The 20,565-nt window shown below is 57.2% G+C and carries 18 protein-coding genes; 15 read left to right on the plus strand and 3 right to left on the minus strand.

Features of this window, described 5'->3' with window-relative positions; genetic code table 11:
* Positions 1-182 precede the first annotated feature (182 nt).
* The 15 genes from glnE (at position 183) to BVH74_RS08695 (ending at position 18,321) form a co-directional block, all read left to right on the plus strand.
* Entirely contained in the window at positions 183-3,137 is a 2,955-nt protein-coding gene (gene glnE, locus BVH74_RS08625; protein WP_080049661.1) for a bifunctional [glutamate--ammonia ligase]-adenylyl-L-tyrosine phosphorylase/[glutamate--ammonia-ligase] adenylyltransferase, read from the plus strand.
* 68 nt (positions 3,138-3,205) lie between these two features.
* On the plus strand, positions 3,206-4,129 hold the full coding sequence (locus BVH74_RS08630; protein ID WP_080051676.1) for a branched-chain amino acid transaminase: 924 nt from the start codon (positions 3,206-3,208) through the stop codon (positions 4,127-4,129).
* 76 nt (positions 4,130-4,205) lie between these two features.
* Complete coding sequence (gene waaF, locus BVH74_RS08635; protein WP_080049662.1) at positions 4,206-5,252, plus strand: lipopolysaccharide heptosyltransferase II; 1,047 nt, start codon at positions 4,206-4,208, stop codon at positions 5,250-5,252.
* 3 nt (positions 5,253-5,255) lie between these two features.
* Positions 5,256-6,317: a lipopolysaccharide heptosyltransferase I gene (gene waaC, locus BVH74_RS08640; RefSeq protein WP_080049663.1), complete on the plus strand. Its 1,062-nt coding sequence runs from the start codon at positions 5,256-5,258 to the stop codon at positions 6,315-6,317.
* Positions 6,317-7,450 (plus strand): glycosyltransferase family 4 protein, encoded by a 1,134-nt coding sequence (locus BVH74_RS08645; protein WP_080049664.1) that lies wholly within the window; start codon positions 6,317-6,319, stop codon positions 7,448-7,450. The genes waaC and BVH74_RS08645 overlap by 1 nt, the downstream gene beginning before the upstream one ends.
* Positions 7,450-8,286 (plus strand): lipopolysaccharide core heptose(I) kinase RfaP, encoded by an 837-nt coding sequence (rfaP, locus tag BVH74_RS08650; RefSeq protein WP_080049665.1) that lies wholly within the window; start codon positions 7,450-7,452, stop codon positions 8,284-8,286. The genes BVH74_RS08645 and rfaP overlap by 1 nt, the downstream gene beginning before the upstream one ends.
* Complete coding sequence (locus tag BVH74_RS08655; RefSeq protein ID WP_080049666.1) at positions 8,283-9,023, plus strand: lipopolysaccharide kinase InaA family protein; 741 nt, start codon at positions 8,283-8,285, stop codon at positions 9,021-9,023. The genes rfaP and BVH74_RS08655 overlap by 4 nt, the downstream gene beginning before the upstream one ends.
* Positions 9,020-9,796 carry a lipopolysaccharide kinase InaA family protein gene (locus BVH74_RS08660; protein WP_080049667.1) on the plus strand — a complete coding sequence of 259 codons (777 nt, stop codon included), beginning with the start codon at positions 9,020-9,022 and terminating at the stop codon, positions 9,794-9,796. Before BVH74_RS08655 ends, BVH74_RS08660 begins: the two co-directional genes overlap by 4 nt.
* The gene (locus BVH74_RS08665; RefSeq protein WP_080049668.1) at positions 9,793-11,217 is read left to right on the plus strand and encodes a lipopolysaccharide kinase InaA family protein; all 1,425 of its coding nucleotides are present in this window, start codon (positions 9,793-9,795) and stop codon (positions 11,215-11,217) included. The genes BVH74_RS08660 and BVH74_RS08665 overlap by 4 nt, the downstream gene beginning before the upstream one ends.
* A 71-nt stretch (positions 11,218-11,288) precedes the next feature.
* Positions 11,289-13,022 (plus strand): carbamoyltransferase family protein, encoded by a 1,734-nt coding sequence (locus tag BVH74_RS08670; RefSeq protein ID WP_080049669.1) that lies wholly within the window; start codon positions 11,289-11,291, stop codon positions 13,020-13,022.
* Between the two features lie 10 nt (positions 13,023-13,032).
* Positions 13,033-14,178, plus strand: a complete 1,146-nt coding sequence (locus tag BVH74_RS08675; RefSeq protein ID WP_080049670.1) for a glycosyltransferase — start codon at positions 13,033-13,035, stop codon at positions 14,176-14,178.
* The gene (locus BVH74_RS08680) at positions 14,145-15,026 is read left to right on the plus strand and encodes a DUF6625 family protein (protein WP_080049671.1); all 882 of its coding nucleotides are present in this window, start codon (positions 14,145-14,147) and stop codon (positions 15,024-15,026) included. The genes BVH74_RS08675 and BVH74_RS08680 overlap by 34 nt, the downstream gene beginning before the upstream one ends.
* A gap of 30 nt (positions 15,027-15,056) precedes the next feature.
* Positions 15,057-16,019 (plus strand): glycosyltransferase family protein, encoded by a 963-nt coding sequence (locus BVH74_RS08685; RefSeq protein ID WP_080049672.1) that lies wholly within the window; start codon positions 15,057-15,059, stop codon positions 16,017-16,019.
* A 15-nt stretch (positions 16,020-16,034) separates the two neighbouring features.
* Positions 16,035-17,129, plus strand: a complete 1,095-nt coding sequence (locus BVH74_RS08690; RefSeq protein WP_080049673.1) for a glycosyltransferase — start codon at positions 16,035-16,037, stop codon at positions 17,127-17,129.
* A gap of 22 nt (positions 17,130-17,151) precedes the next feature.
* Complete coding sequence (locus BVH74_RS08695; protein WP_080049674.1) at positions 17,152-18,321, plus strand: O-antigen ligase family protein; 1,170 nt, start codon at positions 17,152-17,154, stop codon at positions 18,319-18,321.
* Between the two features lie 40 nt (positions 18,322-18,361).
* Here the strand turns inward: BVH74_RS08695 and BVH74_RS08700 are convergent, their stop codons facing one another.
* The 3 genes from BVH74_RS08700 to cysQ are packed head-to-tail and all read right to left on the minus strand — an operon-like array spanning position 18,362 to position 20,545.
* The gene (locus BVH74_RS08700) at positions 18,362-19,063 is read right to left on the minus strand and encodes a CatB-related O-acetyltransferase (protein WP_080049675.1); all 702 of its coding nucleotides are present in this window, start codon (positions 19,061-19,063) and stop codon (positions 18,362-18,364) included.
* Entirely contained in the window at positions 19,060-19,704 is a 645-nt protein-coding gene (locus BVH74_RS08705; RefSeq protein WP_177344493.1) for a lipopolysaccharide kinase InaA family protein, read from the minus strand. Before BVH74_RS08705 ends, BVH74_RS08700 begins: the two co-directional genes overlap by 4 nt.
* 28 nt (positions 19,705-19,732) lie before the next feature.
* Positions 19,733-20,545, minus strand: coding sequence for a 3'(2'),5'-bisphosphate nucleotidase CysQ (cysQ, locus tag BVH74_RS08710; protein ID WP_080049676.1), 813 nt, complete (start codon positions 20,543-20,545; stop codon positions 19,733-19,735).
* Positions 20,546-20,565 lie beyond the last annotated feature (20 nt).

Genomic DNA, 20,565 nt, shown 5'->3' on the forward strand with positions numbered 1-20,565 from the left:
GCGGCCGTCGGCATGGGTATATGCGGTGAATGTAGTTTTACTACAAAAATGGGCCGCATTCCAGTGTATTGGTAATGTTTTTGTAGTAAAGCTACATTGTGACCGATCAGTTCTGTGTCTTCGGGCTTTTCCGAACGCCGTGCCCGTGGCAAGCTGAGTTAAGAGCACAATAAGGATAGACCATGGCGTTTTCTTCTCCTCTGCCGGTACCTGCGACATTGCAGGCGTTGACTGAACATCATCTGGATCAGTGGCGCAGCGCCCTGCAGTTGAACGAGCTGGAGTCCAGCCTGCCGGAACTGGATGATGAGTTCATGAATGCGCTGGTGCAGGTGCTGGCCGTGAGCGACTTTGTGGCCGAGCAATTGCGCCGTGATCCCGCCATGGCCTGGCGGCTGCAAGAGGAGCGGCTGTTGTGGCGCAGTCTGCGCTCAGGTGAGATGGCCGAGCTGTTGGCTGTAGCGCTGGCCGGAGTCGAGTCTGAGGAGGAGCTGCTGAAAGCCTTGAGGCGCTTTCGTCAGACTCAGCAAGTGCGAATCATCTGGCGTGACCTGACCCGTCAGGCCAGTACCCAGGAAACTTGCCGCGATCTGTCGGATATGGCCGATGCCTGTATCGATCAGGCCTACCGTTGGTGCTATCAACAGGCTTGCAGCAGTTTCGGGACGCCGCTCGGGTACAGTGGCGAGCCCCAGCATATGGTGATTCTGGGCATGGGCAAGCTGGGCGCTCAGGAACTCAACCTGTCTTCCGATATCGACCTGATCTTTGCCTATCCCGAGGCCGGGGAAACCCAGGGCGGGCGTCGCAGCCTGTCCAATCAGGAATTTTTCATCCGGGTCGGGCAGCGGCTGATCAAGGCTCTGGATGCGCCGACTGTGGATGGTTTCGTGTTCCGGGTCGACATGCGTCTGCGCCCCTATGGTGACAGTGGTGCACTGGTATTCAGCTTCGATGCGCTGGAGCAGTATTACCAGAGCCAGGGGCGTGACTGGGAGCGCTACGCGATGATCAAGGCGCGGGTGGTCGGCGGTGATCAGGTGGCCGGGGCGGAGCTCCTGGCCATGCTCAAGCCGTTTGTCTATCGCCGCTATCTGGACTTCACCGCAATCGAAGCGCTGCGCAGCCTCAAGCAGATGATTCAACGTGAAGTGCAGCGCAAGGGCATGCAGGACAACGTCAAGCTGGGCAGCGGGGGGATTCGCGAGATCGAGTTCATCGGCCAGGCGTTCCAGTTGATCCATGGCGGTCGCGATCGGGCCTTGCAGCAGCGGCCGATCCTGCCGGTGCTGGACATGCTGGCAACCAACAGCTACCTACCTGATAGCGCGGTGGATGAGCTCAAGGGGGCCTATCTGTTTCTGCGCGATACCGAACATGTGCTGCAAGCTATAGATGATCGTCAGACCCAGATGCTGCCGACCGATCCGCAAGGGCAGGAGCGGGTGGCCTGGGCCATGGGCTATGAGGGCTGGGGCGAGTTTCGCCAGGCCCTGGAAAGCCAGCGCGAGCGGGTGGCCCGGCATTTTGCCAATGTGATCGCCGACCCGGATGAGGATGAAGAGGATAGCTGCCCGTCCTGTGACAATCTGGCGCCGCTTTGGGAGGGACTGCTGGAGTCGGAGCAGGCTCATGAGTTGTTGGCGGGAGCAGGCTTTAAACAGCCGGAATCAGCCTGGCAACGGTTGCAGGGCTTGTTGCAGTCGGGGCGGGTGCGGGCTATGCAGAAGCTTGGGCGCGACCGGCTGGATGTATTCATGCCGCGGCTGCTGGCCATGGCCAGTGAGCAGGATGATCCCGATCTGGCACTGGAGCGGGTGCTGCCCTTGGTTGAGGCGGTGGCCCGGCGCTCAGCCTATTTGTTGCTGCTGACCGAGAACCCTGGAGCATTGCGTGAGTTGCTGGTGCTGTGCAGCGCCAGTCCGTGGGTCGCTGAGCAGATTACCCGCTATCCGGTGGTGCTCGATGAATTGCTCAATGCCGGGCGGCTGTATCGGCCGCCAGAGCCGGATGAGTTGGTCGATGAGCTGCGCCAGCAACTGCTGCGCATTCCCGAGGATGACCTTGAACAGCAGATGGAAACCCTGCGCTATTTCAAACGGGCCCATGTGTTGCGGGTGGCGGCGTCGGAAATCGCCGGTAGTCTGCCGCTGATGAAGGTCAGTGATTACCTGACCTGGATTGCCGAGGCGATTTTGCAGCAGGTGCTGCAACTGGCCTGGCGCGAAATGAGTCTGCGCCATGGGGTGCCGCGGCGCACCGATGGCTCGCCGTGCGAGCTGGATTTCATCATTGTTGGCTATGGCAAGGTTGGGGGGATCGAGCTGGGGCATGGTTCCGACCTGGATCTGGTGTTCATCCATGACGGTGATCCACAGTCGGAGACCAATGGCGAGCGGCCAATCGATGGCAGCAAGTTCTACACCCGGCTGGGCCAGCGCATCATTCATATCCTGACCGCGCAAACCACTTCTGGAGCATTGTATGAGGTCGATATGCGCCTGCGCCCATCGGGCAACTCCGGTTTGCTGGTGACTTCGCTTGCGGCCTTTGCCCGTTACCAGCGCGAGGAGGCCTGGACCTGGGAGCATCAGGCGCTGGTCCGGGCCCGGGTGCTGACCGGTTGCAAGCGTCTGGGCCATCGGTTTGACGAGTTGCGGGCCGAAGTACTGGGACGCCAGCGTGATGAACCTGGCCTGCGGGCCGAAGTCGGGCAGATGCGCCAGAAAATGCGGGATAACCTGGCAACCGCCGCTACTCGGGGCGGCTTTGATGTGTCGGCGTTCACGGCGGATGCGACCTTTAGTCTCAAGCATGATGCCGGAGGTATCGTCGATATCGAATTTATGGTGCAATATGCGGTTCTAGCCTGGTCGTGCCGGTACCCCGAGTTACTGCGCTATACCGATAACATCAGGATTCTCGATGGGTTGCGTGACGCCGGATTGATCCCCGGTGAGGACGTTCAGCGACTGCAGGAGGCTTACAAGGCCTACCGCGCGGCAGCCCATCGCCTGGCTTTGCAAAACCAGCCAGGCACAGTCAGCGGCGACCAGTTTCATGATTTCCGGCATGGAGTCATCAAGCTCTGGCAGCAACTGCTGCCCGACCAGCAGGCGGATAACCACTCTGCCTGAACTGGCGCGCTCAGGCAGACAACTGAAATTTGAACGCACGTAAAGATTAGTGAATGGAGCTGGCTGCTATGTCGATGGCCGATCGTGATGGTGTTATCTGGTTTGATGGTGAAATGGTGCCGTGGCGCGAGGCCAACGTGCATGTACTGACCCACTCGCTGCACTACGGCATGGGCGTGTTTGAAGGTGTACGCGCCTACAGCACTCCGGATGGCACAGCGATCTTCCGCTTGCAGGCTCATACTGACCGGCTGTTCGACTCGGCCCACATCATGGGCATGAAGATTCCGTTCACCAAGGAACAGCTCAACGAAGCCCAGCGTGCCGTGGTGCGCGAGAACAAGCTGGAAACCGCCTACATCCGCCCGCTGGTATTCTACGGATCGGAAGGCATGGGTATTCGCGCTGACAACCTCAAGGTGCATGTGGCTATCGCGGCCTGGCACTGGGGCGCCTACATGGGTGAGGAGGCGCTGGAGACTGGCATCAAGATCCGCACCAGCTCCTTCACCCGCCACCACGTCAACATCACCATGACCCGGGCCAAGGCCAGCGGTGCCTACATGAACTCGATGCTGGCGTTGCAGGAAGCGGTTTCCGCCGGAGCCGACGAAGCGCTGCTGCTGGATCCGGAAGGCTATGTGGCCGAGGGCTCGGGTGAGAACGTGTTCATCGTCAAAGGTGGCGTGATCTATACCCCGGAAGTGACTGCCTGCCTGAATGGCATCACTCGTGGCACCGTACTGAGCCTGGCCAACGAGTTCGGCATTCCGGTCGTCGAGAAGCGCATCACCCGTGATGAAGTGTATATCGCTGATGAAGCCTTCTTCACTGGCACCGCTGCCGAAGTCACGCCGATTCGCGAGCTGGATGGCCGCCAGATTGGTGCCGGCCGCCGTGGCCCGGTAACCGAGAAACTGCAGAAAGCCTACTTCGATCTGGTCACCGGCAAAAGCGGAGCCCACGCCGAGTGGCGCACACTGGTCGGCTGAAACTAGCTGAAGGTCACAAGCTGAACGCTGGGGGCTGTGCTTCCAGCTTCAGCTTCCAGCCTCTAAGCGGCTTTATATGAAGATCCTGATTATTGGTCCCAGTTGGGTAGGCGACATGGTGATGGCGCAGACGCTGTTTGTCTGCCTCAAGCAGCGCCATGGCGAGCAGTGCCTGATCGATGTACTGGCGCCAGAGTGGAGCCGGCCGATTCTCGAGCGGATGCCCGAGGTCAACCAGGCGCTGAGCTTTCCGCTCGGCCACGGGGTACTGGAGCTGGCGACCCGCAAGAAGATCGGCAAGTCCCTTGCTGGTCAATATGATCAGGCGATTCTGCTACCCAACTCGCTGAAGTCGGCCCTGGTGCCGTATTTCGCCAACATTCCCAAGCGTACCGGCTGGCGCGGCGAGATGCGTTACCGGTTGCTCAACGATATCCGCAAGCTCGACAAGCAGCAGTACCCGCTGATGATCGAGCGCTTCATGGCGCTGGCCTTTGAGCCAGGTGCAGCTCTGCCCAAACCTTACCCACGCCCGCAACTGCGGATTGAGCCAGCCAGTCGCGCGGCGGCATTGGTCCGGTTCGGCCTGGAGCTGGATCGCCCGGTGCTGGCGCTGTGCCCAGGCGCCGAGTTTGGTGAGGCCAAACGCTGGCCGAGCGAACACTATGCCGAGGTCGCGGACGCCAAGGTCCGCATGGGCTGGCAGGTTTGGCTGTTCGGTTCAAAGAACGATCATGCTGTGGCCGAGGATATTCGCAGCCGGCTGATTCCCGGGCTGCGTGAGGAGTCGGTCAACCTCTGTGGTGAAACTAGTCTGGCCGAAGCTATTGATCTGCTGTCCTGCGCGACTGCTGTGGTCAGTAACGATTCCGGGCTGATGCATGTTGCCGCCGCGTTGGACCGACCATTGGTGTCGGTTTACGGCTCGACTTCGCCACAATTCACCCCGCCGCTGGCTGAACAAGTGGAAATCGTGCGCCTGGGGCTGGAATGCAGCCCCTGCTTTGACCGGACCTGCCGCTACGGTCATTACAACTGTCTGCGTGAACTGCCGCCGCAACAGGTTATAGACGCGCTGGATCGTCTGGTAGGTGATCCGCTGGCCGATCCGCTGGATGCCTGATTGATGCGTGTGCTACTGATTAAGACCTCCTCCATGGGGGATGTCATCCATACTCTGCCGGCACTGACCGACGCCCAGCGGGCGATTCCCGGTATTGCCTTTGACTGGGTGGTTGAGGAAGGCTTTGCCGAAATCCCCGCCTGGCACCCGGCGGTGGCCGAGGTCATACCGGTCGCGATTCGCCGCTGGCGCAAGAGCCCGCTGAAAACCTGGCGCAGTGGCGAGTGGGCACGCTTTAAACAGCGTCTGGCCGGCCAGCGCTATGATCTGGTGATCGATGCCCAGGGTCTGCTGAAAAGCGCCTGGCTGACCCGCTACGCCCAAGCCCCGGTGGTGGGGCTGGATCGCCAGTCGGCGCGTGAACCATGGGCCAGCCGGTTTTATCAGGAAAAAAAATCAGTAGCCTGGGGGCAGCATGCGGTCGAGCGAGTGCGCCAACTGTTTGCCCTGGCGCTGGGCTATCCGTTGCCGGACGGCGTTGGTGATTACGGCCTGAACCGGGCCCGATTGGCTGGTGAGCCGCAGGGTGAGCCTTATCTGTTGTTCCTGCACGGCACGACCTGGGTTACCAAACATTGGCCTGAGCTGTATTGGCGGCAGTTGGCCGAGCAGGCCGTCGCGGCCGGCTGGCAGATACGCCTGCCGTGGGGCAATGACCAGGAAAATGCTCGGGCCGAACGCATCGCCGCCGGTTTGCCAGGCGTGTTGGTACTGCCGCGACTGAACCTTGCGGGGGTTGCCCGGGTACTGGCTGGCGCCAGTGCCTGTGTGGCCGTGGATACTGGACTGGGGCACCTGGCCGCCGCGCTTGATGTGCCGACCCTGTCCTTGTTCGGTCCGACCAATCCGGGCTTTACCGGTGCTTACGGTGCCAGCCAGCAACACCTGGCCAGCGATTTTGCCTGTGCGCCCTGCTTGAAGAAAACCTGCAGCTACCAGCCAACCACCGACGACAAGACCCGGTTCGACCTGACGCGGGAACAGCCGCTATGCTTTACCCGGCTCGCGCCGGAAACCGTTATGCGCCGTCTGCTCGAACTGTTGGCGAACAAGGAATCTCTCTGATGCAACTGGCTTTTCTGCTGTACAAGTACTTTCCCTTTGGCGGTTTGCAGCGTGACTTTGTCCGGATCGCCCAGGAATGCCAGCAGCGTGGGCACAGTATTCGTGTCTATACCCTGAGCTGGGAAGGTGAGGTGCCCGAAGGCTTTGAGCTGGTCAAGGTGCCGGTCCGGTCGCTGCTCAATCATCGCCGTTATGCCAAGTTTACCCGTTGGGTCCAGGCGGATATGCGCCGACGGCCGGTAGATCGGGTGGTTGGTTTCAACAAGATGCCGGGACTGGATGTGTATTACGCGGCCGACCCTTGCTATGAGGACAAGTCGCGCCATCTGCGTAAAGCGATGTATCGCTACAGTCCGCGTTACCGGCATTTCTCTGCCTACGAACGGGCGGTATTCGATCCGCAGGGCAAGACCGAGCTCTTGATGATCTCGGCCACTCAGCAGGAGTTGTTCAAGCACTACTATGCAACCCCCGCTCAGCGTTTTCATTTACTGCCTCCGGGGATCTCGCCCGATCGCCGCGCGCCTGCCAATGCGGAACACTTGCGCCGACTGGCGCGTGAGCGCCTGGGACAGGAGTTCGACCTGCCGGCCGATGGCCTGTTGCTGGTACAAATCGGTTCGGATTTTTATCGCAAGGGTCTGGATCGCAGTATCCAGGCCTTGGCGGCCTTGCCTGAAGCGCTGCGGGTGCGTACTCGCCTGGTGGCGCTGGGGGCCGATAATCCAGCCAGAATGCAGGCGCTGGCCGACCAGCATGGCGTTGGCAAACAGGTATTCATGCCCGGTGGTCGTAAAGATGTGCCGGACTTTCTGCTGGCATCCGATCTGCTGCTGCATCCGGCTCGTCATGAGAATACCGGTACCGTGCTGCTGGAAGCGCTGGTTGCCGGATTACCGCTGCTGGTGACCGAAGTCTGTGGCTATGCCCATCATGTTCTGGATGCCGACTGTGGCCTGGTGGCGCCTGAGCCCTTCGATCAGGCCGGCTTCAATCGCCAGTTGGCGATGATGCTGGGCGATGATGCTGCCCGGGCCCGCTGGCAGGCCAATGCACTGCGCTATGCCGGGGAACAGGATCTTTACAGCATGCCGCAGAAGGCGGCTGACGTCATCGTTGGGGCTGCCGTCTGATGCCCAGGCCGCTGAAGCCCGGTACGCTGGTTCTGCACGAACCGTTCGCGCGGCTTTGGGTCGACAAGGACCCCTTTGCCGAAGTCGAAGCACTGGATGGCGAGATTTTTCGTGCCCTGGAAGGCCGGCGTACCTTGTGTACCCGGGTGGAAGGTGACGACTATTTCGTCAAGATTCATCGCGGCATTGGCTGGGCCGAAATCGCCAAAAACCTGTTTCTACTGAAAAAACCGGTGCTAGGCGCGGCCCAGGAATGGCGGGCGATTGAGGCGCTGACCCGGGCCGGGGTCGCCACCATGACCGCAGTGGCCTTTGGCGAACGCGGCGCCAACCCGGCGCGCCAGCACTCGTTCATCATTACTCAGGCCCTGGCCCCTACCGTCAGCCTGGAGGATTTCTGTCGGGACTGGCCGACCAATCCGCCGTCGCCAGCGCTCAAGCGCGCGCTGATCGCCCGGGTGGCGGATATGGTGGGGCGCATGCACAGGGCCGGAATCAACCATAGAGATTGTTATCTGGTGCATTTTCTTTTGCATACCGAGCCGGCGCCGACGCCGGACTGCCTGCGGGTTTCGCTGATCGACCTGCACCGTGCGCAAATTCGCGATCGGGTGCCCGAGCGCTGGCGCAACAAGGATCTGGCAGCGCTGTATTTCTCCGCTCTGCAAATTGGTCTGACCCGGCGCGACAAGCTGCGCTTTCTGCGCTTGTACTTTCAACGCCCCTTGCGTGAGATTCTGAACTCCGAGGCTGTGCTGTTGCGCTGGCTGGAAAAGCGTGCCGACAAGCTGCTGGATCGCTGGTACCGACGTTTTGCTCCAGGTGCCGGGCAATGATCAAGTGGACGCTCAACCCGGAATACGCAACCGGGCACAGTGGTCTGGCGTTTGCCGATCTGGATAGCGTGTTTGCGCTGGAAGGCGAGTTCATTACCCGCGACCCGTTGAGCACGGTACACCGGGTATGGATTGGAGATCGGCATTACTACCTCAAGCGTTATCATGCCGCAGGCAAGCATCTGCGCCGTTACCTGGGCCGGCCACGCGTGGTTGCCGAGTGGGAGAACCTGCTCAGCTTCAAGGCCTGGGGGATTCCGGCGGCGACTGTCGTGGGCTTTGGCATGGAGCGGCGAGCGGGGCTGTTCGTGCGTGGCGCCATGATTACCGAGGCGCTGGACAATACCACGGACCTGGCTCGACTGGCCGAACAGCAGGCCGACTGTTTCAAGGACCCGGTATGGGTGCGCAGCGTCTGTCATCAGGTTGCCCATGCTGCGCGGATGATGCATGACCAGCGCTTTGTGCATAACGACTTCAAGTGGCGCAATATTCTGGTCGACGCCAAGGCGCGGGTATACCTGATCGATTGCCCTGCCGGTGCTTTCTGGTGGGGCCCGATGCTGCGTTACCGAATCATCAAGGACCTGGCTTGCCTGGACAAGCTGGGCAAGCTGCATTTCACGCGCAGCCAGCGTTTGCGCTTTTATCGTGATTACAGTGGCAAACAACGGCTGGACGCCGCCGACAAGCATTTTATTCGTCGGGTGCTGAAATTCTTTGAGGGACGCGAATGAGCGCTTTGCCTTTTATTGCGGTAAATGCCCGGGATATTTTGGCCCGTCATGGTCTGGATACGTTTCAGGCGCTGTGGGAGCTGAAGCTGGATGCGATCGATGAGCCCAATGTCAATCGAGGTGGCTGGAGCAGTGTTTACCGTCTGGAGCTGGAGGGCGCTGATGGCCAGCTGCAGAGCTTTTATCTCAAGCGTCAGGATAATCATCTGACCCGTAGCCTCCAGGCCCCATGGGGTGAGCCTACCTTCGCCCGTGAGTTTCGTTACATTCAGGCCTACGCCCGGCATGGTGTGCCGGCGCTCGAAGCAGCGTTTTATGCCGAGCGACGTGAGCCGGGACATCGCCAGGCCATTCTGCTGACCCGGGCGCTGGATGATTATCAGGATGCCGACGACTGGTATCAGCGCTGGCCAACCTTAGGCTGGGCGGCCAGGCACGATCTGGTGGTGGCGACCGGTGCTTTGGTGCGGGCGCTGCATAATGCCGGAATGGTGCACAACTGCTTGTATTTCAAGCATATTTTCCTGAAGGTTGATGGCGACGGCGCTGGTGCGCGGTTGATTGATCTGGAAAAGACCCGCCGGGCCTGGCGTGGTCAGCGAGACTTCGTTGCCGATCTGGAAACCCTGTTGCGGCGCAGTGCGCCACTGCCGCGGACTCAACGGTTGCGTTTCATGCTGGCCTATACCGGCAAGACTAGGGTCGATGCCGAGGTTCGTCAGTTGATCGCTGACATCGCACGCAAGCATCAGCGCAAGGAGCGGCGGCGGTGATTGATACCCGGCAGCTCAGAGCTTATGGGCGTCGTCCGCCGCAACCTCTGAGCCTGACCCTGGATGATGGGCGCTCACTGCAGATTTTGCAGTGGCTGCGGATTTTGCCCGGCAAGCGGCTGGTAGGCCAAGCGCTGTTGGACGGCGAGCTGGTGCTTGCCAAACTGTTCATTGCCCATGGCGCTGAGCGTCACTGGTCACGCGAGAAACAGGGCGTTGAGGCCTTGCAGCTCAAGGCAATACCAACCCCGGGGCTGGTTGCCAGTGGGCGGATTCCGGGCGGCGGTCATTACTTGCTGACCCGCTTTCTATCCGGTGCTCAAACCCAGCAACAACGCTGGGAGGCACTGAGTTCCACCGAGCCAGCCAGTGCCGAAGCACAGGGTCTGGTTGCCGAGGTGGTAGCCATGTTGGCGCGCATGCATGCGCAGGGACTGACCCAAAGTGATCTGCACATGGGCAACTTTCTCTGGCATCAGGGGCAGTTGTATGTGATCGATGGCGATGCTGTCAGCGTACAGTCGTCCAGCGAGGCGCTGAACGCCCGAGATGCGGCGGATAACCTAGGGGCCTTTTTCGCCCAACTGCCGGTGGCCTGGGAAGAGCAACTGGAACTGCTGCTGGTCGGCTATCTTGGGGTGAACAGCGCGCGTGCGATAGATCCTCAGCGCGTGCTTCAGGCGCTTGAGCGCGGGCGCCAATGGCGTTTACAAGACTATCTCGGCAAGGCCTTGCGTGATTGCAGCCTGTTCAGCGTCCGACGCAACTGGTGGCGATTTCTCTCGATCAAGCGTAGCGAAAGTGCCGAGCTGCTGCCGGTTATGAATGAGCCTGATAGTTTGTTTGACAGTGAGCCGCTGCTCAAGGATGGGGGTAGCAGTACCGTGACCCGTTTTACGCGGGGCGAGCGGACGCTGGTGGTCAAGCGCTACAACATCAAAAGCCTGGGGCACTGGTTGCGGCGCTTCTGGCGGCCGAGCCGGGCCTGGCATTCCTGGTTGGCTGCCCACCGCTTGCAATTTCTCGACATCGCTACGCCAGCGCCGCTTGCCATGTGTGAGAGTCGCTTTGGTCCACTGCGTCGGCGCGCCTGGTTGGTGACTGAGTTCTGTCCCGGGCAGGACTTGCTAAGCCTGTTCGATCCAACGGGGCAAGAATTGCCTGCACCAGAGCAGTGCCAGGCGTTGCTCAAAGTCTTTTCCGAACTGGCCCGCCAGCGTATCAGTCACGGCGACTGCAAGGCCACCAATCTGCTGTGGCACCAGGGCCGGGTCTGGCTGATCGATTTGGATGCCATGCAGGCCCACTCCAGCGAAGCCGCTTGGCGGCGGGCCTGGGCCGAGGATCGGGCCCGGTTGATTCGCAACTGGCCTGCGGGCAGTCCGCTGGGGCTCTGGCTGGATGAACAGTTGCCGCGCTGAATGCGGCACGCCTCGGCATATCCGTGTAAAATCCGCTTTTTACTGACAGTTCGCACTGAAGAGGGACTCCTGTGGCACTGACCATCCTCGGACTTTCCGGCGCTTTGAGCCATGACCCGTCCGCCGCACTGTATATCGACGGTAAACTGATCGCGGCAGTGGAGGAAGAGCGTTTCGTACGAGACAAGCATGCGAAGAATCGCATGCCCTACGAATCGGCGAAGTTCTGTCTGGAGCAGGCGGGTATCAAGCCTGAAGACGTGGATATCGTCACCATTCCCTTTGCCCCGATCAGTATTTTTGGCCCGGCTCGCTGGAAATACGCCAAGCGATACTGGTACGCCCCGGATCGTGCGCTGGATGCCATCTTGATGGGCAATCGGCGCTTCAAGCGTTACAAGAAGCGCATCGAGTGGTGTCTGCAGCAACTTGGTTTTGACCTGAAGAAGGTCAAGCTCGAGCCGGTTGAGCATCACCTGGCGCATGCCTCCAGTGCCTATCACTGCTCGGGATTCCAGGAAAAGACCGCAATTCTCGGTATTGACGGCAAGGGTGAGTACGCCACCACGTTCTTTGGTTATGGCGAAAACGGCAAGATCCACAAGATCAAGGAGTTCTTTGATCCGGATTCGCTGGGCGGTCTGTATGGCGCGCTGACCGAGTACCTGGGCTTTGAGATGCTTGATGGCGAGTTCAAGGTCATGGGCATGGCACCCTATGGCGATGCCGCCAAATACGACTTCTCACGGCTGGCCAAGTTCGAGAATGGCGAGCTGATCATCAATACCGATTACGCCAACGTGATTGGCTTCCGCCGTTACAAGGAAAAGGGCAAGGGCTATTACTTTTCGCCCAAGCTGATCGAATGGCTTGGGCCCAAGCGCGAAGGCGACATCGCCGACGATCCCTACATCCATTACGCCGCCAGCATGCAGGCCCTGTTCGAGAAGCTGGCGCTGGAGATGATGGAGTACTATCTGGGCGACATTCTGCGTGAAACCGGTCGTATTGCCTTTGCTGGTGGCTGTGCGCTGAACGTCAAGCTCAACCAGCGCATCATCGCGCGCCCCGAGGTCAAGGAGCTGTTCGTTCAGCCAGCGGCTGGGGATGCCGGTACTGCCGTAGGCGCCGCAGCCTATGTCTCGGTCAAAAATGGTGTGCCGGTCGAGAAGATGGAGCACGTCTATCTCGGCCCCAGTTACAGCAATGAAGATGTCATTGCCGCCTGCGCCCGTCATCCGAACAAGCCCGAATGGAAAAAGCTCGACAACGTACCTGAGTACATTGCCGAAGTGCTGGCCGAGGGTAATCCGGTGGCCTGGTTCCAGGGTCGCATGGAGTTTGGTCCGCGCGCCCTGGGTGGTCGCTCGATCATCGGTTGCCCGAGTTTCAAGGGTGTGGCCGACCGTATCAATGAGCAGATCAAGTTCCGCGAGCGCTGGCGCCCATTCTGCCCGTCGATGATCGACACGGTAGCGCCGCAGATGCTCAGCGTGGATCATCCGTCGCCGTTCATGACCTTTACCTTCGAGGTCAACGAGGAGTGGAAAACCCGTGTGCCGGAAGTAGTGCACGAGGACGGCACCGCCCGTGCTCAGGTGCTTAAGCGTGAATACAATCCGCGTTACTACGATCTGATGAAGGAACTGGAGCGCCTGACCGGCAACGGGGTAGTGCTCAATACTTCGCTGAACCGCCGTGGCGAGCCGATGGTCTGCTCGCCGACTGACGCGTTGAACATGTTCTACGGCTCGGATCTGCAGTATCTGATCATGGAAGACATCCTGGTCTGCAAGGTAGCCTGAGGAGATCCGCTTGAGTAATCGGGAACAGTGGGTACTGCAGTTCTGCCACTCTTATTACGGCCCTTTTACCGACTGCGCCCGCCAATATGCCGTGCTGTTCAAAAACAGCGGATATAAGGTCGCGACCGTGTATCTGTCTGGACAGCCGAATGCCGAGGTTGAGCAGGGCTCGGCCTCGGACGAGGTGATCTTCCTTGGTTATGAGCCAAAGGACATCAAGGGCCTGAAGCTGCGAGCGATGCGAGATCTGCGCCGTCTGACCCGTCAGCGCGAATATGCCTTCTGCATTGCCCATCGCTTCAAGCCGATCTACATCGCTTTGCTGGCTACTCGTTTACCAGTGGTGGGCATCCATCACTCCTTTGGCGTTTACAATCGCTGGAACCGACGCTTTGTCGTCAACCGTTTCCGCAAGCGCCTGCTGTTGCTGGGAGTGTCCGACGCGATTCGGGACGAGGTTCGCACCGATCTGCGTAACTGGCCGGAGCAGCGGGTGCAGCGCCTGTATAACCGCATCGATCTGGCTGCCGTGCAAGGCGATCAGGTCGAGCGGGAGCAGGCCCGGGAACACTTGGGGCTGCCGCAGGATGCCTGGGTGGTAGGCAATGTTGGCCGCCTGCATCCAGACAAGGATCAAGATACCCTGATTCGCGGTTTTGCCGCGGCCCTGCCGACCCTGCCGGCCAATAGCCTGCTGGCGATCATGGGCAGTGGTCGGCTTGAAAGCCGGCTCAAGGCGTTGGTGAGTGAGCTGGGGCTTGAGGACAAGGTGCTGTTTCTCGGTCAGGTTAAGCACGGCCGACGCTACTTCAAGGCTTTCGATGTATTTGCCTTGAGCTCCGATCACGAGCCATTCGGTATGGTACTGCTGGAAGCCATGGCTGCTGGAGTGCCGTTGATCAGTAGCGACTGCGGCGGTGCCCGTGAAATTGTTGCCGGCCTGGGGCCGCTGTTCCCGCTGGGCGATGTCCAGGCGTTGGCAGGGTGTCTTCAAGCGGTAGCAGGTCTGTCACCCCAGGATCTGGAAAGCAAGCGCCAGGCGATGCTGACAAGCCTCAATACCCACTACACCGACGACGCGGTTCGTCCGCTGTTTTTTGATCTGTTGCAGGAGAGTGGGCTATGCAAGCTACCGCACCAAGTATCCTGCTCCTGATTCCCTATTTTGGTCAGTGGCCGTTCTGGATGCCGCTGTTTCTGAAAAGCTGCGAGCACAATCCGGATATCAACTGGTTGTTGATAGGGGATTGTGGCGAACCTGAGGGGCTGCCGGCTAATGTCCGCTACCGCTACTCGTCCTTTGCCGATTATTGTGATTTGGTGTCTGAACGGCTTGGGCTGAACTTCCACCCGACTAATCCCTATAAGCTTTGTGATCTCAAGCCGGCCTATGGCTTTATCCATCAAGACGATACCCAAGGGTATGATTTCTGGGGATTTGGGGATCTGGATCTGATTTACGGCGATTTGAGAGCCTATTTCACGGCGGAGAAACTGAAGCGATACGACTTCTTTTCGACCCATGAGCGGCGAGTCTCAGGGCATTTGTGTGTGATGCGCAATAACGAGCATTTCAGAACCTTGTTCTGGCGCATTTCTGATTTCCGCAAGCGGATTGAGGATCATCAGCATCATGCTCTGGATGAAGGTGGTTTCACCCGGCTGTTCCTGTGGCGCAAAAACTTCCCTAAGCCTTTGTTCAAATTTGTTGGTCTGTTCAACCCTCTGCGGCGAGTTGCGGAGTTTCGTGAGGCGTTCAGTACTCCATACGCAAAAGTGGCATGGATTGATGGCGGGTATGATTTTCCGCAGAGGTGGTATTGGAGTGCAGGGCATCTGACCAATGACACGAGTCAGACAAGGGAATTTCCTTATTTCCACTTTGTTGTCTGGAAGAGTCTCTGGAAACATGGCAAGACTGGAGACGCTGCGCACATTACTCGTTTGGCTAGTGATGAGTGTTGGAGTGTCGATAGCGAAGGCTTTCACTCGCGTGATGTTTAAGATGCGTTGCACGCAACGCGGAGCTTGCCAATGAAAATTCTATGGCTGATCCAGAGTTATGAGGTCCATGCGTTCGAGGTGCTGGCTGATGCGCTGGCGCATTACGCAGAGGTCGAGCTGGTTCGTTTGACTGCTGAGGACCAGGATCGTCTTGGTGTGACGCTCAAGCGCTTTGACTTTTCCGCTTATGATCGAGTGATGACTATTCTGCGGACGAAAAAGGAAATGCGTCAGTGGCGTGCTTTTCGGGCCATCCCCAACCTTGTCATCTTTGAATACGATTCCTGTCAGAACTACATGCCTGGCGGCAAGTATGAAGGGAAATTTTCTCGTCATTACCGTCGCCTGGGTGGACCCCGTTTGATCGTCTCTGGGGCGCAAGTGGCAGACCGGCTTAAGAGCGAAGGGTTTGAAGCCCACTTTATGCCCAAGGGCTATGATCCTCGTGTCATTCAAAATAGTTGCGGAGTCAGGGATATTCCGCTGGCATTTGTTGGTCGATTAAAAGCCAATATGTACAAGTCGCGTAAAGACTTTATTGAGGAACAGGCTAAGCGGCATGGTCTGCAGGTTCTGCAAACTGCGCCTGGCCAGGCTTATGCGCAAATGTTGTCCCGGATACAGATTTTTGTTTCTGCTGACATTGGTCTGGGTGAATACATGGCAAAAAACTTCGAGGCCATGGCGGCAGGATGCCTGTTGCTAACCTACAGCCAGGGAGAGGTAGAAAATCGCGCTGTCGGTTTTGAAGACATGAAGAATGTAGTGCTATTCAGGAACCAACAGGAGTTTGATGAGCGCCTTCAGTTGCTGCGTGATGAGCCTGGCTTGCTGAAGAAGATTGCTGAAGCAGGAGCAATCCATGCCCGGGAGGTTTTTGCTTATGACCGTATGGGCCAGAGGCTGTTTGGGCTTTTGGAAAAACCATTGACTCCCAGAGCCCAAGTGCGAGGCTGGCGTAGCTATCTGCCGAGTTTCCTGGGCGGGTACTGAGGCCAGCTTATTTATATGCGTGTGATCAATATCATGTGGTCGTTTGGCTCTGCCTATGCCTCCGTGCATAAAGTGCATACTCAAATTCTGGAATTGTTACCGCCTGGCTCGTTGATAGAAAACTGGGTGCTTCAGGGTGAGGCAGATAAGGATCTTGAGATCCCGACATATCAATGGAAGTGGTCGAAACGTAGGTTAAAGCCAAAGAGATTAGGACTGCTGGTTCAATTTTTCACAAGAAGAGATTTATCTAAACGTCTTAATGCGTCAGAGGCTCAACTGCTTCTGATTGACGGACTGGGTACTGCCAGGCTGATACTTCCGCTATTGAGATCTCGGCCAGAGCTACAGGCATGCGTGCTTTTTCATGGCAAGACTCGAATTCGTGCTGGGGACAGGCGCTTATTCCACCGGTGTGCAGGGCAGGTAAAAGTCGTAGCAGTGTCGCAGGACTTGGCTGATGAATTGGAGCGTGATCTGGGGGTGCCTGTCATCACAGTTGTTTCAGCGTTTGATCCCGTCAAAAGCAGTGAGCAGCTGTTGAACCGTTATGAAGCACGTCTCAGGCTTGGGATTGAGGCAGAAAATGTGCCTGTGCTCGGGGCGGTTGGGCGGCTTGTCGAGAGCAAGGGCTTTGATACCGTCGTACGAGCACTTAGCTTGATAAAGAAGCGTGGTGAAAAATTTAAATTGCTGATATTAGGTGATGGTGAGAGACGAGGTGATCTGGAGGGGCTTATCAGCGATTTGGGGCTTGCTGATGATATTTTGCTACCCGGACATATATCGAATGCTGCTCACCTGTATCGAGCTTTTGACATGGTATTGATCCCGTCACACAAAGAAGGACTGGGTTTGGTGTTACAAGAAGCAGTGATTGCTGGTGTTCCTGTTTTAGCCAGTGATTTACCTGTTTTCAGAGAGCAGTTAGGTAAGGTTGGTCCATATCTTCCTGTGGACGATGCTCAGGCATGGGCGGATCGTATAGAGATGCTGATTAGCAATGGGGAATATGGAGAGTTAGCGGCGGAGCAGCGCTCACACCTAGTACTGGATAATGCATGGCATGAATTCTGCAGTGAGTGGAATAAGTTGTTGGGTGTCGAATGATTGATCTGGTTGTAACTCCATAATGGATTTTTCTGCTCAAAAACAGGTGCTTCCGCGCTGGCTTGCGATGTGGTTGCTGGTTGGGGTGCTGTGGTTCCTGGCGGCGATTGCCTGGATGCCGACTAACAAGCTGTATCAACAGGGCTTGGTCGCTTTTCTGTGGCTACCAGCACTGTTAACGCTTTTCATTAGGCCGGCACATTGTTGGGTACTGGTACGCTCTAATCTCCCTTTATTCTTGGCTTTTACGGGATTGTTCATCTGGTCTGCTGCAGGCTTGCTGCAGAATGAACCTGACTTGTTCGCCAGAGAGTTGAAACGACAGCTTTACGTTGGGCTTTTTCTTCTAGGTGTTGGGATGTTGGTCACCTATGATCGACAACTCGCGTACCGTGTATTTATTGTGGCAGCTTTGTTGATGGCTATAGCTGCGCTGGTGTCTATGGTGGACTTTTATGGTCTTCAAGGGCATCCGTTACGTAGACGCTTGCAAGGTATTGGTCAGCTTTTTCACCCGATTCTGGGGGGCTATGTCATTGGTTTGATGGCGGCATGGCTGCTGTGTAGTTCAGTTAACCGTTGGCTCAAGTTGGTATCAGTGATATTGCTGTTGGTCTTTATGCTATTGACTCAGAGTCGCGGCGTTTGGCTTGCCTTCTTAGCGGTATGTGTGCTTATGCCAGTTTGGCGGTCTTCCCGGCGAGGATGGGTACCGCTTCTGTTACTAATGCTTATTTTTGCCCCGTTGGCATTCGTATTTATAGATGTGATTCTGCTGCGTGGATTTTCTTATCGACCAGAAATCTGGCTGAAAAGTCTGGAGCTGATTGGCCTTTCCCCTGTTTGGGGTGTTGGCTTTGCTGGTGACTATCACATAGTTGGTGAAAGTGGGAAGGTTTTCCCGCATGCGCATAATCTGCTGCTGGATGTTGCAGTAACCTCAGGCGTGCCGGCAGCCTTGTTGTGGATGGTGATCTGGGGGCTAGTAGCGTGGAAAGCCTGGCAGCACCACAAGACCCCTTTGGGTAGCCTTTTGTGTGCTTCTGTAGTGTTCTCTACCATGGCCTGTCTGTTTGACGCATCCAGCCTGTGGGGAACACCCAGGCCTGAATGGTTTCTGACATGGTTATCTTTGGGGATTGCGTTGGGTTTGGGGCGTACATCTGTACCAGCCGCGGTCAGCCAGACCTGATGTGTAGCTAGCTTTTATTGTGAATATTGAGGATCGGCCTTTACTTTAGCTCGTGGCAGTGAGTTCGTCTCACCTGTATAAGTGGGTATCGGGCCTTGGGGAGTGTCTTTGTCTCTAGAGCTTTAAGGAATGCGGTAGGGTCATCCATTGGCAGCTCTCTTAATGACAGCGGTTCGATATTCCACCACTCGGAAGCAAGTAAGCGCTCTATCAGTTCGGGACTAAATCGTTTTTTTATCTCTCTGGCGGGATTGCCTCCGACAATGGTGTATGGAGGAACATCTTTGGTCACTACTGAGTTGGCGGCAATGATGGCGCCTGTGTAAATTTTGACTCCGGACATGATGACGGCATTTCTGCCTACCCAGACATCGTGCTCGATTGTCGCAGGCTCCGGGGTTGGCTGATATTTTAGGTTGGTTTCTGTGTACGCGAACGGGTGGGTTGTTACCCAATGAAGTGGGTGAGCATTTCGCTGTAATCCGATGAGAGCATTGTTACCTATGGAGCAGTAACGTCCAATGCTTTCGACCTCCTGAAGCAGGCTGCCGCTTCTGATGTAGGTGCGGTAGCCTATTTTCAGCAGTGCTGTATCGAGTTCTACGTTGCCAAGGGATACTTCAGGCTCCAATATGATGGTGGCTTTTTGGGCAATTGAGTTGATCCCTCTGGAAATCTTGACTCCTCTGTGACGAAGCCAGCGTTTCCAGTAGTAGTCCTTGAGTTTTTTCAGTGCTTTCATGCTGTCGGTTTTTTTTGTTCTTGAATGGCTGCTGAGTTATTTTTTCCTGATTGGCCTTTAAGTAAGCTTACGATTTGTTCCCTGCTTTGCTGGTCCCACTCTTTTGTATATCTGAATAGGTGCTCCATGTTTCGGCGTCGTAAGCGTGCAGACAGGGTCTTTCCAGTGCACTGCATGTCGGAAATATCTATCAGTCCTAGCCTGCCTTGAGGCGTCAGTACAATGTTGCCTAGGTGCAGCGAGCGAAAATAAACGCCGTGGTCATGTAGCTCCCGGATAAAGTCGGCTAGTCTTTTTATTAAGCTGGTAGCTAAGGATCCCCGGTTAGACTCGGCCATTTTGCGGAGAGTTTCACCTTCCAATGGCAGATAGTGCACCACTGAGCGGTAGGGCTTTTTCAGTTTGTAAAGCTGTATCACCTTAGGGCAGGGTATTCCCAGTTTTTCCAGTTTGACAGCATTAGCAGCAAAGCGCTTGGCTGGCGGGAAAAGTACAGTCTTAGAAAACCAGCTTTTGCGCCGAAACAGCTTCAAAAAGGTGCCGTCTGCCAAACGCAGGACTTTCACTCCGTGGCCGTCTTGTTCGAGGACTTCTGCGGTCTTGAGCCAGGTTTCGTACTGTTCGCGGCTAAGCGGTTTCATCATTGTGGCCGTTGGCAAAAGGCCTAGTCTAACGCAAAACGTGGGTCTGGTCCGCGTTCAGCCAATCCGGATGCAATCCAGCGCACACGATGAAATAGGGATTGAGCAGCGTGTCATGGCGCTGGTTGTAGCGCAGCGGCTGCAGTTCGGGCCAGCTCAGTACCTGACCTCCGGCTGCTTCAACCACGGCCTGGGCGGCGGCGGTATCCCATTCGCTGGTTGGCCCCAGGCGCGGATACAGATCGGCCTGGCCTTCGGCTATCAGGCACAGTTTCAGGGAGCTGCCCATGCTTACCAATTCGGCATTTGGCAGTCTTTGCAGAAACTTGTGAACCGCTTCGCTCGCGTGTGAGCGGCTGCCTACTACTCGCCACATGGCGCCGGCGCTTGGTGTCGTGGCGACCCGAATTGCTACCTGGTTGCCATCGGCCAGGAGTTTATAAGCCCCGGCCCCTGATTGGCCGGCATAGGTTACCCCCAGCGCCGGCGCATGGACCACTCCAGCTACCGGGATGCCGTGTTCAATCAGGGCGATGTTGACGGTGAACTCACCGTTACGCTTGATGAATTCCTTGGTGCCATCCAATGGGTCGACCAGCCACAGTTTCGGCCAGCTGTGGCGTTGAGCTATTTCCTCGGCTGTCGATTCTTCTGAGAGTACCGGAGTGTCGGGGGTTAGTTGGTTCAGGCAGGCAAGGATGTGCTGGTGCGCCGCCAGGTCCGCCTCGGTCACCGGACTGCTGTCGTCCTTGTGAGCAACATCGAAGCTGCGTTGATAGACCTGCATGATCTGTTCGCCCGCTTCCTGGGCGATGCGCACTATGGATTCAAGCTCGAACATCCCGACCGTTTCCTGTAAAA

Origin of the sequence: Halopseudomonas phragmitis, assembly GCF_002056295.1 — a bacterium.
Classification (GTDB): domain Bacteria; phylum Pseudomonadota; class Gammaproteobacteria; order Pseudomonadales; family Pseudomonadaceae; genus Halopseudomonas; species Halopseudomonas phragmitis.

Excerpts from the sequence above, each read along its gene's own strand:
- glnE (WP_080049661.1), top strand. The coding sequence starts at position 183 with ATGGCGTTTTCTTCTCCTCTGCCGGTACCTGCGACATTGCAGGCGTTG.
- BVH74_RS08630 (WP_080051676.1), top strand. The coding sequence starts at position 3,206 with ATGTCGATGGCCGATCGTGATGGTGTTATCTGGTTTGATGGTGAAATG.
- waaF (WP_080049662.1), top strand. The coding sequence starts at position 4,206 with ATGAAGATCCTGATTATTGGTCCCAGTTGGGTAGGCGACATGGTGATG.
- waaC (WP_080049663.1), top strand. The coding sequence starts at position 5,256 with ATGCGTGTGCTACTGATTAAGACCTCCTCCATGGGGGATGTCATCCAT.
- BVH74_RS08645 (WP_080049664.1), top strand. The coding sequence starts at position 6,317 with ATGCAACTGGCTTTTCTGCTGTACAAGTACTTTCCCTTTGGCGGTTTG.
- rfaP (WP_080049665.1), top strand. The coding sequence starts at position 7,450 with ATGCCCAGGCCGCTGAAGCCCGGTACGCTGGTTCTGCACGAACCGTTC.
- BVH74_RS08655 (WP_080049666.1), top strand. The coding sequence starts at position 8,283 with ATGATCAAGTGGACGCTCAACCCGGAATACGCAACCGGGCACAGTGGT.
- BVH74_RS08660 (WP_080049667.1), top strand. The coding sequence starts at position 9,020 with ATGAGCGCTTTGCCTTTTATTGCGGTAAATGCCCGGGATATTTTGGCC.
- BVH74_RS08680 (WP_080049671.1), top strand. The coding sequence starts at position 14,145 with ATGCAAGCTACCGCACCAAGTATCCTGCTCCTGATTCCCTATTTTGGT.
- BVH74_RS08685 (WP_080049672.1), top strand. The coding sequence starts at position 15,057 with ATGAAAATTCTATGGCTGATCCAGAGTTATGAGGTCCATGCGTTCGAG.
- BVH74_RS08690 (WP_080049673.1), top strand. The coding sequence starts at position 16,035 with ATGCGTGTGATCAATATCATGTGGTCGTTTGGCTCTGCCTATGCCTCC.
- BVH74_RS08695 (WP_080049674.1), top strand. The coding sequence starts at position 17,152 with ATGGATTTTTCTGCTCAAAAACAGGTGCTTCCGCGCTGGCTTGCGATG.
- BVH74_RS08700 (WP_080049675.1), bottom strand. The coding sequence starts at position 19,063 with ATGAAAGCACTGAAAAAACTCAAGGACTACTACTGGAAACGCTGGCTT.
- BVH74_RS08705 (WP_177344493.1), bottom strand. The coding sequence starts at position 19,704 with ATGAAACCGCTTAGCCGCGAACAGTACGAAACCTGGCTCAAGACCGCA.
- cysQ (WP_080049676.1), bottom strand. The coding sequence starts at position 20,545 with ATGTTCGAGCTTGAATCCATAGTGCGCATCGCCCAGGAAGCGGGCGAA.